General features: G+C 68.5%; 12 protein-coding genes and 1 pseudogene. All 13 read left to right on the top strand.

Going from position 1 to position 12,079, the window contains the following annotated elements; genetic code table 11:
* The first annotated feature begins 22 nt into the window (after nucleotides 1-22).
* The 13 genes and pseudogenes from AC0VYB_RS12070 to dapF all read left to right on the top strand — a co-directional run bounded on the left by AC0VYB_RS12070 (nucleotide 23) and on the right by dapF (nucleotide 12,055).
* Entirely contained in the window at nucleotides 23-754 is a 732-nt protein-coding gene (locus tag AC0VYB_RS12070) for an ArsR/SmtB family transcription factor (protein WP_082835024.1), read from the top strand.
* A 180-nt stretch (nucleotides 755-934) separates the two neighbouring features.
* Nucleotides 935-1,525, top strand: a pseudogene (locus AC0VYB_RS12065) (DNA translocase FtsK 4TM domain-containing protein); the annotation flags it as partial.
* 440 nt (nucleotides 1,526-1,965) lie between these two features.
* On the top strand, nucleotides 1,966-3,828 hold the full coding sequence (locus AC0VYB_RS12060) for a DNA translocase FtsK (protein WP_475384720.1): 1,863 nt from the start codon (nucleotides 1,966-1,968) through the stop codon (nucleotides 3,826-3,828).
* A 107-nt stretch (nucleotides 3,829-3,935) separates the two neighbouring features.
* Nucleotides 3,936-4,670, top strand: a complete 735-nt coding sequence (gene pgsA, locus AC0VYB_RS12055) for a CDP-diacylglycerol--glycerol-3-phosphate 3-phosphatidyltransferase (protein ID WP_131248106.1) — start codon at nucleotides 3,936-3,938, stop codon at nucleotides 4,668-4,670.
* Nucleotides 4,660-5,166, top strand: coding sequence for a CinA family protein (locus AC0VYB_RS12050; RefSeq protein ID WP_475384719.1), 507 nt, complete (start codon nucleotides 4,660-4,662; stop codon nucleotides 5,164-5,166). Before pgsA ends, AC0VYB_RS12050 begins: the two co-directional genes overlap by 11 nt.
* Nucleotides 5,167-5,313: 147 nt before the next feature.
* Nucleotides 5,314-5,682 (top strand): helix-turn-helix domain-containing protein, encoded by a 369-nt coding sequence (locus AC0VYB_RS12045; RefSeq protein WP_373270486.1) that lies wholly within the window; start codon nucleotides 5,314-5,316, stop codon nucleotides 5,680-5,682.
* Nucleotides 5,682-5,909 (top strand): DUF3046 domain-containing protein, encoded by a 228-nt coding sequence (locus tag AC0VYB_RS12040; protein WP_063250563.1) that lies wholly within the window; start codon nucleotides 5,682-5,684, stop codon nucleotides 5,907-5,909. The genes AC0VYB_RS12045 and AC0VYB_RS12040 overlap by 1 nt, the downstream gene beginning before the upstream one ends.
* Before the next feature lie 223 nt (nucleotides 5,910-6,132).
* Entirely contained in the window at nucleotides 6,133-7,218 is a 1,086-nt protein-coding gene (gene recA / locus AC0VYB_RS12035) for a recombinase RecA (RefSeq protein ID WP_009378512.1), read from the top strand.
* Nucleotides 7,219-7,222: 4 nt separating this feature from the next.
* Entirely contained in the window at nucleotides 7,223-7,963 is a 741-nt protein-coding gene (locus AC0VYB_RS12030; protein ID WP_009378515.1) for a regulatory protein RecX, read from the top strand.
* A 44-nt stretch (nucleotides 7,964-8,007) separates the two neighbouring features.
* Entirely contained in the window at nucleotides 8,008-9,504 is a 1,497-nt protein-coding gene (miaB, locus tag AC0VYB_RS12025; protein ID WP_101624762.1) for a tRNA (N6-isopentenyl adenosine(37)-C2)-methylthiotransferase MiaB, read from the top strand.
* A 1-nt stretch (nucleotide 9,505) separates the two neighbouring features.
* A complete protein-coding gene (locus tag AC0VYB_RS12020; RefSeq protein WP_101624763.1) occupies nucleotides 9,506-10,153 on the top strand; it encodes a hypothetical protein in 648 nt (215 codons plus the stop codon).
* Nucleotide 10,154: 1 nt separating this feature from the next.
* Nucleotides 10,155-11,093 (top strand): tRNA (adenosine(37)-N6)-dimethylallyltransferase MiaA, encoded by a 939-nt coding sequence (gene miaA, locus AC0VYB_RS12015; protein WP_101624764.1) that lies wholly within the window; start codon nucleotides 10,155-10,157, stop codon nucleotides 11,091-11,093.
* Nucleotides 11,090-12,055, top strand: coding sequence for a diaminopimelate epimerase (dapF, locus tag AC0VYB_RS12010; protein ID WP_101624765.1), 966 nt, complete (start codon nucleotides 11,090-11,092; stop codon nucleotides 12,053-12,055). The genes miaA and dapF overlap by 4 nt, the downstream gene beginning before the upstream one ends.
* The last annotated feature ends 24 nt before the right edge of the window (nucleotides 12,056-12,079 follow it).

The following is a 12,079-nucleotide window of genomic DNA, read 5'->3' as shown; positions in this document are numbered from 1 at the left end:
ACGGCATGAATGCGGAGACGCCATGAACGCGAAGCCGGCAATGCCTGGCGAGGGGCGAGAAGGCCCACCGCCAAGCACTGGCCGCGACAGCGAGCCCCTGACCCGCGGCGCCGAGCGCCCCACCCGCGACGCCGAGCGCCCCACCCGCGACGCCGAGCGCCCCACCCGCGACGCCGAGCGTGTCGCCGTGGCGATCGAGCGCCGCGACGCCACCGACGCAGAGGCAAAGGCGCTCGCCTCGAGTGTGCGGCTCCGGATCCTGCGCCTGTGCCTCAATGAGGCGCTGACCAACCGTGAGATCGCCGAGGCGACCGGGCTCAATCCTGCGACCTCCCTCCACCACGTGCGGATGCTCGCCGACACCGGGTTCCTCGCGGCCCAGGAGGTGCGCCGCGGTCGCCGCGGCGCACGGGAGATCCCGTACCTCGCGACCGGCAAGAGCTGGTTCATCGACGCCGGTGACGTGACGAACCCGATGATCGATGCGTTCTCCGCGGAGTTCTCGGCAGCGCCGTATGAGGAGCGGACGATGAGTCGGATGGCCGCGATGCTCACCGCTGAGGAGGTCGACGAGTTCCGGCAGCGACTCGAGGACCTGCTCGAGGACTTCCGCTCCCGGAACTCCGCTGCCCGCAGTGACGGCGCCGAGGCGCGCGAGTGGGCGGTCTTCGTCGCCATGCACCCGAGCGCGCGCACCAGTTCTCCCGGCGACCGCCTCGGCGGCCCCGACGACGAGCAGCCACCGACGCGGTGATCCGACACAAACGCGGTGACGCGACGCCCCTCCGAACACCGACGCGGTGATCCGACAAAAACGCGGTTAGCAGACCGCGTTTTTGTCGGATCACCGCGTCGAAGCAACACGACCCTCAAGGCGCGCCGAGACCTCCGGATTTGCAGGCCCCGCGCGCCGAATCGCCCTAGGATATGGAGCATGGCGACCAGAACGACTTCCCCCGCTTCTGGTACCGGAAAGCGCTCTGCCTCTAAGGCGGCCTCCAAGGCGAAGGGCGGTTCCGGACAAGCGGGGACCGAAGACCCCGGGACAAACGTTGTCACCGGTGCGTGGAGGGGAGTGGCCCACATGGCCGGAAACCGTGCGCGAAAGATCCTCAGTGACGAACCGGACGAGCAGTCACCGACGAAGAGGGACGGCACGGCCTTCTTCCTCGTCGGGCTCTCGATCGTCATCGCCGCCTTCGAATGGTGGAACATCCCCGGCGCGATCAGCGATGTGGTCCGCAACGTCGTCGAAGGCACCTTCGGCCGCGTCGCACTCGCCCTGCCGGTGGTCTTCCTCGCCTATGCGATCCGCCTCTTCCTCCGCGGCGACGACAACCGCGGCAACAACCGGATCCTCATCGGCATCGTCCTGCTGCTCCTCTCGGCGGCCGGACTCGCCCACATCGCCGCGGGCAACCCGAGCTTCGTCAACTCCCGCGAGGCGATGGCCAACGGCGGCGGAGCGCTCGGCTTCGTCATCTCCTCCCCGCTCGTCATCGCCACGACCGTCTACGTCGCCGTCCCCCTGCTCGTCCTCCTCGGACTCTTCTCCCTCCTCGTCGTCACCGCGACCCCGGTCCGCGCGATCCCGACCCGGCTCACCGCGCTTTACCAGCGCCTGACCGGCGGAGCCCGGCCGACCCCGAACGCCGAGGATGCCGACACCGCCGAGGCGAACTCGACCGATCTCGTGGCCGAGAACACCCATACCTCGAGCCTCAAACCGGTCATGGGCGCCAAGCGCCGCAGCCGGAAGAAGAAGACCGAGATCCCCAGCTCGACACCCCCGTCGACGACGACCTCGCCGACAAGGCCTACGACAAGGCCTACATCCGCGAAGAGGAGGTCTCCGACGAGGAGGCCGCGACCACGGTCATCGAGACCGAACCCCAGTTCAAGCCCGGGGAGCGCCGCCCGACGAAGGCCGAACGCGAGGCCTCGGCGCTCAAGAAGGCCATCGGCATGGAGGACGCGCCGACCGTCGCGCACACCGCGAACTCCGCTGCCGCCTCGGCGCCGGTGCCGACGACAAACACCCCGGCACCGCCCCCGACCGAGCAGCTGCCCGAACGCGTCGAACAGCTCACCCTCGCCGGCGACGTCACCTACACCCTGCCGAACTCGGACTACCTCGTCCCCGGACCGCCCGCGAAGGAGCGCTCCGAGGCCAACGACCGCGTCGTCGAGGCCCTGCGCGACGTCCTCGAGCAGTTCAAGATCGACGCCCAGGTCACCGGGTTCTCCCGCGGACCCACGGTCACCCGGTACGAGGTCGAACTCGGTGCGGGCACGAAGGTCGAGAAGGTCACCGCGCTGTCGAAGAACATCGCCTACGCCGTGGCCAGCGCCGACGTCCGCATCCTCTCACCGATCCCCGGCAAGAAGGCGATCGGCATCGAGATCCCGAACTCCGACCGCGAGAACGTCGCCCTCGGCGATGTGCTCCGCTCGAAGGCCGCCCGCAAGACCGACCACCCGATGGTCATGGGCGTGGGCAAGGACGTCGAAGGCGGATTCGTCGTCGCCGACCTCTCGAAGATGCCCCACCTCCTCGTCGCCGGTGCCACCGGTGCCGGTAAGTCGAGCTTCGTCAACTCGATGATCACCTCGATCATGATGCGCGCGACCCCCGACGAGGTGCGCATGATCCTCGTCGACCCCAAGCGCGTGGAGCTGACGATCTACGAGGGAATCCCGCACCTCATCACCCCGATCATCACTAACCCGAAGAAGGCCGCCGAGGCGCTCGAATGGGTCGTGCGCGAGATGGACGCCCGCTACGACGACCTCGCGAACTTCGGCTTCAAGCACATCAAGGAGTTCAACAAGGCCGTCCGCGAGGGCCGCGTGCAGGTGCCGCCCGGGTCCGAGCGGGTCCTCCAGCCCTACCCGTACCTCCTCGTCGTCGTCGACGAGCTCGCCGATCTCATGATGGTCGCCCCCCGCGACGTCGAGGCCTCGATCCAGCGGATCACGCAGCTCGCCCGCGCCGCCGGCATCCACCTCGTGCTCGCCACCCAGCGTCCCAGCGTCGACGTCGTCACCGGCCTCATCAAGGCCAACGTGCCCTCCCGGCTCGCGTTCGCGACGTCCTCGCTCGCCGACTCCCGTGTCGTCCTCGACCAGCCCGGTGCGGAGAAGCTCATCGGGCAGGGTGACGCCCTGTTCCTGCCGATGGGTGCGGCGAAGCCGATGCGCGTCCAGGGTGCGTGGGTGAATGAGTCCGAGATCGAGAAGGTCGTCGAGCACGTCAAGGGCCAGCTCACCCCGAACTACCGCGAGGACGTCGCCGTCGAGGCGCCGAAGAAGCAGATCGACGAGGAGATCGGCGACGACCTCGAACTCCTCCTCCAGGCCGCCGAACAGGTCGTCACCACCCAGTTCGGCTCGACCTCGATGCTCCAGCGCAAGCTCCGTGTCGGCTTCGCGAAGGCCGGTCGCCTCATGGACCTCATGGAGTCCCGCGGCATCGTCGGCCCTTCCGAGGGATCGAAGGCCCGAGACGTCCTCGTCCGCCCCGAGGATCTGCCGGCGGCCCTGGCCGTCATCAAGGGGGAGACCCCACCCGCCGAGGCGGCAGGTCCCTCCGCGGGTGCCTCGGCTGCCGATGACTTCGCCGAGGACTTCGACGACGACTACGGTGACTCCGGCGACGAGTACGGTGCGTCCGACGACAGTCGGGGGACCGCCTCGGCGAGGGAGGACCGTTACGGCAACGGCGTCGGCCATGCCGAGGATCTGCGGGTCGGCGACATCGACCCGGAGACGGGACTCGAGGTCGTCGAGGCCTCGGGAGAGGACGCCTGGCAGCTCACCGGCCGCTGAGGCCACGGGCCGCTGTGAGGCGGCTGGCATAACGATTGCGGAGTCGATCGCCCACGATGAGCGGTCGGCTCCGTCTCATTGCCAGGGGTCTCCGATAGGGTTGAGGTGTGAACGAACGAGCTGAGACCCCACCCGAGGCCGCCCCGAGCAACTGGAACCTCCCCAACGCGCTGACTGTCGTGCGGATCCTGCTCGTTCCCGTCTTCCTCGTCTTGCTTCTGGGCGACGGCGGGCAGAACATGACGACGCGGTGGTGGGCGCTCGCGGTGTTCCTCCTGGCGATGCTCACCGACAAGATCGACGGCGACCTCGCTCGCAAGTACAACCTCATCACGGACTTCGGCAAGATCGCCGACCCCATCGCCGACAAGTCGCTCATGGCAGCGGCTCTCATCGGCCTCGCCGTCGTCGGCGAGGTCCCGTGGTGGGTGCCCGTGATCATCCTCGTCCGTGAACTCGGCATCACGGTGCTGCGGTTCTTCATGATCCGCATCGCCGTCATGCCCGCCTCCCGCGGCGGCAAGATCAAGACCGTCCTCCAGACCGTGGCGATCGGCCTCCTGCTCCTGTGGAAGCCGCTCGCGTTCCTCGTGCCCGGTGTCGTCGCCGTCGTCCTCCTCGTCATCGCGTGGCTCGTCCTCGTCGCCGCGATCATCGTCACGATCGTCACCGGCGTCGACTACTGCATCCAGGCGGCGAAGCTCGCCCGCGCCGCGCATGCGGGGGAGGCAGGCGCACCTGCCGGCAATGCGGACAGCGGCGGCAACCTCGGCGAACGCAACCCTGGTGGCACTCGCGATGACGGCACTCCGGGCCAGTCACAGTCCGACGATGGCCGCTGACCTTCTCGCGACGTGCCGGGGCATCATCGCCACGTGCACGCGGCTGGGACTCTCGGTCGCCTCGGCGGAATCGCTCACCGCGGGACGCTTCATCTCCACTCTCGTCGACGTCCCCGGCGCCTCCGCGGTCGTCCGCGGGGGACTCGTCACCTATGCCACCGACCTCAAAGCGACCCTTGCCGGGGTCGATGCCGACCGTCTCGAGGAGACCGGACCCGTCGACCCGCACGTCGCCGCGGAGATGGCCGTCGGAGCCGCTCGCGCCTGCATCGCCGACATCGGGGTCTCGTGCACCGGGGTCGCCGGACCCGATCCGCAGGACGGCAAGGAGGTCGGACTCGTCTTCACGGCTGTCGCCTTCGGCTCCCGAGCAGAAGTCCTCGAGCATCACTTCACGGGGGACCGGGAGGCGATCCGGCGGGCCACGGTCGAGACCATGGTCGAGCGCCTCGGCGAGTTCACGACGAAACTCGCCTTCGGTCCCAGCGGGGAATGAGCGCGGAATAAGTTCCCTGTCTCAGCGGTTGTCTCATCAACATGACATACGCACTGAAATGCCACCGTGCCGGTTTCTCCGAAAGGACTGGCAATACCCCGATCTCACCCGCCCAGGTTGGCGCGTCCGCGCGGCCGGGCTGTAAAGTTGAATGCACGATCGCGCGAGCAAAGGGAGGGACGCACAATGTTACTGAGAGTTGAAATCGGCGACGCCCTGCGTTCCGCTCGCCGCCGTCAGGGACGGACGCTGCGCGATGTCTCCACGGGAGCCAGCGTCTCGCTCGGCTACCTCAGCGAGATCGAACGCGGACAGAAGGAAGCCTCCTCCGAACTCCTGTCGGCGATCTGCGAAGCCCTCGATCTCCCCGTCTCGGCGCTGCTCACCGAGGTCTCCGATCGCTTCGCCCTGGCAGAGGGCGTCGAGATCCCGGACACCATCCCGCAGGAGCTCTCGGACAAGATCCTCGGACACCCCGGCGGATATCCGTCTCCGCGGCTGGCAGCCAAGCCGTAATGCGCCACACCCTCTACTGGACCCTCATGAATGAGGAGTTCGGTGAGGCTCGCGCGGCCTCACTCCACACCGACCTCACCCTGAGCAGCATCGGGTCGATCACCGCCGCCGAGGCGTTCCGCCGCGGCATCGAACCCCGCGACATCTGGATCGCCGTGTGCGATTCGATGGGCGTCCCCGATTCCCGTCGCCTCGGCAAGGAGAAGCCCCGGTCGACGCCGTTCTGACCTCATCCGGGGCTGCGGCATGCCTGGTGGTTCGGACAGATCTTCGCCCGACACGCCGACATATATCGAACACCTGTTCCCATATGGGCTATGCTGGTGAGCGAATCACGGGACCTGTGACCACGAGTGGCCGACTGTCCACAGGGGAGAATCCTCCTCTGTCCTCATGTCAGTGCCGTCTTCTAGCGTTGGTCTCACAGGAAACGACACCTTAGGAGAGGTCATGGCGCGTACACCCAAGAACCTGCAGATCCCCACCGGCGGCGACAAGTCGAAGGCCCTCGACGCCGCCCTCGGACAGATCGACCGCAACTACGGCAAGGGCGCGATCATGCGCCTCGGCGAAGGAGTCCGGGAGCCGATCGAGTCGATCCCGACGGGTTCGGTCTCCCTCGACATCGCCCTCGGCATCGGCGGTCTCCCGCGCGGCCGCGTCGTCGAGATCTACGGTCCGGAGTCCTCCGGTAAGACGACCGTGGCCCTCCACGCCGTCGCGAACGCGCAGAAGGCAGGCGGCATCGCCGCGTTCATCGACGCCGAGCACGCCCTCGACCCCGAGTATGCGAAGAAGCTCGGCGTCGACACCGACCAGCTGCTCGTGTCCCAGCCCGACACCGGTGAGCAGGCGCTCGAGATCGCCGACATGCTCATCCGCTCCGGCGCCCTTGACATCATCGTCATCGACTCGGTGGCAGCGCTCGTGCCCAAGGCCGAGATCGAGGGCGAGATGGGCGACAGCCATGTCGGCCTCCAGGCCCGCCTCATGTCGCAGGCACTGCGGAAGATCACCGGAGCACTCGCCCAGTCGAAGACCACGGCGATCTTCATCAACCAGCTCCGTGAGAAGGTCGGCGTCTTCTTCGGCTCACCCGAGACCACCTCGGGCGGCAAGGCGCTGAAGTTCTACGCCTCCGTGCGCATCGACGTCCGCCGCATCGAGACCCTCAAGGAGGGCCAGGACGCGATCGGCAACCGCACTCGGGCGAAGATCGTCAAGAACAAGGTCGCCCCGCCGTTCAAGCAGGCCGAGTTCGACATCCTCTACGGCCACGGCATCTCCCGCGAAGGCAGCCTCATCGACATGGGCGTCGACAACGGGATCATCCGCAAGTCCGGTTCGTGGTTCACCTACGACGGCGACCAGCTGGGCCAGGGCAAGGAGAACGTCCGCAACTTCCTCCGCGACAACCCCGGCCTCGCCGAGGAGATCGAGTTGAAGATCAAGCACAAGATGGGGCTGATCAAGGTCGACGAGGATCCCGCCGACGCTCCTGCCGCTGAGGAGTCCGACGACGTCGAGGTCTCGTGAGGCCATGAGCGAGGACCCGAAGACGCTCACCGACCTCCGCCGGGCCCTGTCGGACCTCGAATCCCGACAGGCCGCCGGCGGGACGGGCTTCTTCGCGCGACTCGACGCCGGTGACGCCGAGGAGACGTCGGGCACCGGTTCCGAGGGCGCGGTGGGTTCGACCGAATCCGCCGAGCCGGGGCCGGGTTCGGCACGTTCCGCTCAGGGAGTGCCCGGCGCGGGTCCCAGCGCGGGTGAGCCGGCCGGTACCGTGCCCGACGAGCCGTTCGCGGACTCTCCGGAACTCGCCGAGGCGTATGCGAAGGCGAAGAAGACCGCGCTCAACATGCTCGCGATGCGCGACCACTCGTCGACCGAGCTGCGCGAGAAGCTCCTGCGCCGCGACATCGACCCTGCGGTCGTCGACCGCCTCATCACGAAGCTCGAGCGCTCGAACCTCCTCGACGACACCCAGTTCGCCCAGCGGTTCGCCAAAGCCCAGCGGGAGAGCCGGAAGCTCTCCCGTTCGGCCCTGCGCCGACAGCTGGTGAAGAAGGGCATCGACGAGGAGACCATCGCCGGTGTCGTCGAGGAGGTCGACGGCGAGGAGGACCTCGCCCGGGAGGTCGCCGAGAAGAAGGCGCGCTCGACCCGGGGTCTCGCCCATGAGATCCGCGAGCGTCGCATCCTCGGGATGCTCGCCCGCCGTGGCTTCTCCTCGACGATCTGCCTCAAGGTCACACGAGAGGTCCTCGCTGAGACCTGAGTCGGAGACAGGGGCGTGCTCGACGGCGGTAGAATGGTGGGGCCATGACTGAACTCATCGACGCCCCGCACGCCACCGACGCTCACCCGCGCAGCTATGAGGTGAAGACCTACGGCTGCCAGATGAACGTCCACGACTCCGAGCGCCTGTCCGGACTCCTCGACGACGCCGGATACGTTCCCGCCGATGTCGAATCCCAGGCCGACGTCGTCGTGTTCAACACGTGCGCAGTGCGCGAGAACGCCGACAACCGTCTCTACGGCAACCTCGGCCGCCTCGCCAAGGTCAAGGAGCAGCACCCCGGTCTGCAGATCGCCGTCGGCGGATGCATGGCGCAGAAGGACCGCGACACCATCGTCAAGAAGGCCCCCTGGGTCGACGTCGTCTTCGGCACCCACAACATGGGATCCCTGCCCGCGCTGCTCGAACGCGCACGCCACAACGACGAGGCCCAAGTCGAGATCCTCGAAAGCCTCGACGTCTTCCCCTCGACCTTGCCGAGCCGCCGCGAATCCCAGCACTCCGGCTGGGTCTCGATCTCCGTTGGCTGCAACAACACGTGCACGTTCTGCATCGTCCCCAGCCTGCGCGGCAAGGAGAAGGACCGCCGTCCCGGCGACATCCTCGCCGAGGTCGAAGCCCTCGTCGCCGACGGCGTCGTCGAAGTCACCCTGCTCGGCCAGAACGTCAACTCCTACGGCGCCGAATTCCGCGATAAGGGCGCGTTCGCGAAGCTCCTGCGCGCCGTCGGCAACGTCGAGGGCATCGAACGCGTCCGCTTCACCAGCCCGCACCCGGCCGCGTTCTCCGACGACGTCATCGAGGCGATGGCCGAGACCCCCACCGTCATGCCGCAGCTGCACATGCCGCTGCAGTCCGGGTCCGACCGGATCCTCAAAGCCATGCGCCGCTCCTACCGGACGAGCCGGTTCATGAGCATCCTCGACTCCGTGCGCGACCGCATCCCCAACGCCGCGATCACCACCGACATCATCGTCGGCTTCCCCGGCGAGACCGAGGAGGACTTCGCAGGCACAATGGACATCGTCCGTCGAGCCCGGTTCTCCCAGGCCTTCACCTTCCAGTACTCGATCCGTCCGGGGACCCCGGCCGCGACGATGCCCGACCAGCTGCCCAAAGAGGTCGTCCAGGAGCGCTTCGAACGCCTCATCGCCGTCCAGGACGAGATCGCGTGGGAGGAGAACCGGGCCCTCATCGGCACCGAGGTCGAGGTCCTCGTCACCGGACTGCCGAGCGCCGACTCCCCGCGCCTGAGCGGTCGCGCCGCCGACAACCGCCTCGTCCACGTCGGACTTCCTGACGGCACACCGGCACCGCGACCCGGCGACTTCGTCACCGCGACCGTCACCGACGCAAAACCCTACTTCGTCCTCGCCGACACCGGGTACAGCGTGCGCCCCTCCCGCGCCGGCGACGCCTACGACCGCGCCCAGGCCGACTCGTGCGGCGCACCGAGCCCCGGCTCATCGGCCGGCGGTGCCACGGTCCTCGGCATGCCGACGATCCGCCCCCGCAGCTGAGATGGGCCGCCTCGCGCTCATCCCCTCAGCCCCCGTTCTCCTTCCCGACGTCGATCTCTCCGAGACAGAGTCCGTCGCCGAGGTGCGCGCCGGGATCTGTGCGACCCTGACCTCAGCCGACCGGTGGGCCCTGCCCGTCGACACGCTCCCGACACTCCTCGGCCTCGGCGGGTTCGGCATCGACCGCGGCATCGACACCCGCACGGGCAAACGCCTCGACGGGGCGGACTGGGTGGAGGCAGCGACCGAGCTCGACGAAGCCGAGCGCAAGCGGTGTGCCTTCGCCCACCCGGGACTGAGCGTCGCGGCCCTCCACGCGCACGACGCGGGAGTGACCATCGGACCACTGGGCTCCGGTGACGACATCCTCATCCCGATCGACCTCTCCGCGGCCGCTTCGGCGGACTCACCGCTGGCGCCGGTGGCCGGAGCACGCGAATTCGACACCGCCGTCGTCGACGCCGTGCGAGCCGGTGACGTCGAGCGACTGCGCGACCTCGTCGGCAAGGCCGCGGCAGTCCACGCCGACCTCGACCTCCTCGGTCGCGCGCTCGGTACGACAACGACGACCCCTCGTCACCGCACGACCATCATCGTCGACACGACCGTCCACGACGTCCGCACCCTCTGCGCCGAGATCGAGTACTGAGATGGGCGAGCACGCCGAGACCCACGAGCACCCACCCGTCATCACGGTCGTCGGAGCGACGGCGACGGGGAAGTCCGATCTCGCCCTCGACCTCGCAGAGCGCCTCGGCGGGGAGATCGTCAACACGGATGCGATGCAGTTCTACCGCGGGATGGACATCGGCACGGCGAAGCTGCCGCCGGACGAACGCCGCGGCGTCCCGCACCACCTCATCGACATCCTTGACGTCACCGACGAAGCGAACGTCCAGACCTTCCAAGAGCAGGCGCGGGCCGCGATCGCCGACATCCGCGCCCGCGGGAACCGGCCGATCCTCGTCGGCGGGTCGGGACTCTACGCCCGTGCCGCAACCGACCACCTCGACTTCCCCGGCACCGATCCGGAGGTGCGCGCCCGACTCGAGACCGAGGTCGACGCCGACCGGTGGGCCGCCCACGCGAAACTCACCGACCTCGACCCCACGGCCGCGGAGAAGATCACCGTCAACGACGTCCGCCGCATCGTCCGAGCCCTCGAGGTCATCGAGCTCACGGGACAGCCCTTCACCGCATCCCTGCCCGAGTACACGGCGATCGAACCGACGATCCACATCGGCCTCGCCCTCGACCGCAGCACTCTGCACGAGCGCATCGCCGCCCGCGTCGGTCTGATGTGGGACGCGGGGTGGGTCGACGAGGTCCGCACTCTCCTCGACCAGGGGCTCGCCCACGGGAAGACCGCGTCGCGGGCGATCGGCTACGCGCAGATCCAGGACTACCTCGCAGGTGCCATCGACGCCGAGTCCGCCCGCGAATCGACGATCGTGCGCACCCGCCAGTTCGCCCGCCGCCAGGACACATGGTTCCGCCGCGATCCGCGCGTGACCTGGATCGACTCCGGAGTCGCCGAGGCGGGGGCGAAGCTCGACCGGGCCCTGGACATCGTTAGACTGGAGTCATGAATACCCCGTTCGCCGCACTCGCCGGCACCCGGTTCCACAAGGGCCACGGCACCGAGAACGACTTCGTCCTCCTCGAGGATGACGGCGGCGACCTCACCCTCCATCCCGAGACCGTCGCGCTGCTCGCCGACCGGCGCACGGGCCTCGGCGGCGACGGCGTCATCCGCATCGTGCGCTCAGCCGACAGCGGCATCCCCGGCGCCGACGAGCAGGCCGCTGCCGGCGCTGAATGGTTCATGGACTACTACAACCACGACGGCAGCCTCTCCGAGATGTGCGGCAACGGGGTGCGCGTCTTCGCTCATGCCCTGCTCGAGACCAGCCGGGTCCCCGCCGACAGCGAGGAGATCAAAGTCGGCACCCGGGACGGCATCAAGACCGTGCGCATCACCCTCAACCCGGCCCTCGGCGAGACCGAGCCGTCGACGGCGTCGACCCCCGGAGGCCCCGAGGACGCGTGGTACACCGTCGACATGGGCCGTTGGTCGATCGATGAGACCGCCGAGACCCTCGTCACCACCGACGGCATCGACGTCCCCCGACCTGGGCTCTCCGTCGAGACGGGGAATCCGCACACCGTCGTCGCCCTCGCCGAGGCGGCCGAACTCTCCGCGGCCGACCTCCGTGACGCTCCCGTCCTCGACCCCGTGCCCCCGCAAGGGTCGAACGTCGAGTTCATCGTCATGGAACCGGCCCGCAGCGACCTCGCCGGAGGCGAAGGCGCCCTGCGCATGCGGGTGTCCGAACGCGGAGTCGGCGAGACCCGATCCTGCGGCACCGGGGCGTGCGCGGCGGCCATCGCCGCCCACCATTGGGCGGGACCGACCTCACCGTTGCAGTGGCGTGTCGACGTCCCCGGGGGACGCCTGCGCATCGGCATCACCCCTGATGAGGACGGTGACCAGGGAACCGTCACCCTCGCCGGTCCGGCCGTGCTCGTCGCCACGGGCACAATCGACTGAGCGACCGCCTCGGCGGGGGAACAT

This window comes from Brevibacterium sp. Z349TD_9, from assembly GCF_056173565.1.
This window is presented reverse-complemented; position numbering and strand designations above follow the sequence as displayed.

Bases quoted from the DNA above. Each gene is read 5' to 3' on its own strand.
- AC0VYB_RS12040 (WP_063250563.1), top strand. From the start codon at position 5,682: ATGCGCCACACCCTCTACTGGACCCTCATGAATGAGGAGTTCGGTGAG.
- miaB (WP_101624762.1), top strand. From the start codon at position 8,008: ATGACTGAACTCATCGACGCCCCGCACGCCACCGACGCTCACCCGCGC.
- recA (WP_009378512.1), top strand. From the start codon at position 6,133: ATGGCGCGTACACCCAAGAACCTGCAGATCCCCACCGGCGGCGACAAG.
- miaA (WP_101624764.1), top strand. From the start codon at position 10,155: ATGGGCGAGCACGCCGAGACCCACGAGCACCCACCCGTCATCACGGTC.
- AC0VYB_RS12030 (WP_009378515.1), top strand. From the start codon at position 7,223: ATGAGCGAGGACCCGAAGACGCTCACCGACCTCCGCCGGGCCCTGTCG.
- AC0VYB_RS12070 (WP_082835024.1), top strand. From the start codon at position 23: ATGAACGCGAAGCCGGCAATGCCTGGCGAGGGGCGAGAAGGCCCACCG.
- dapF (WP_101624765.1), top strand. From the start codon at position 11,090: ATGAATACCCCGTTCGCCGCACTCGCCGGCACCCGGTTCCACAAGGGC.
- AC0VYB_RS12060 (WP_475384720.1), top strand. From the start codon at position 1,966: ATGGAGGACGCGCCGACCGTCGCGCACACCGCGAACTCCGCTGCCGCC.
- AC0VYB_RS12020 (WP_101624763.1), top strand. From the start codon at position 9,506: ATGGGCCGCCTCGCGCTCATCCCCTCAGCCCCCGTTCTCCTTCCCGAC.
- AC0VYB_RS12050 (WP_475384719.1), top strand. From the start codon at position 4,660: ATGGCCGCTGACCTTCTCGCGACGTGCCGGGGCATCATCGCCACGTGC.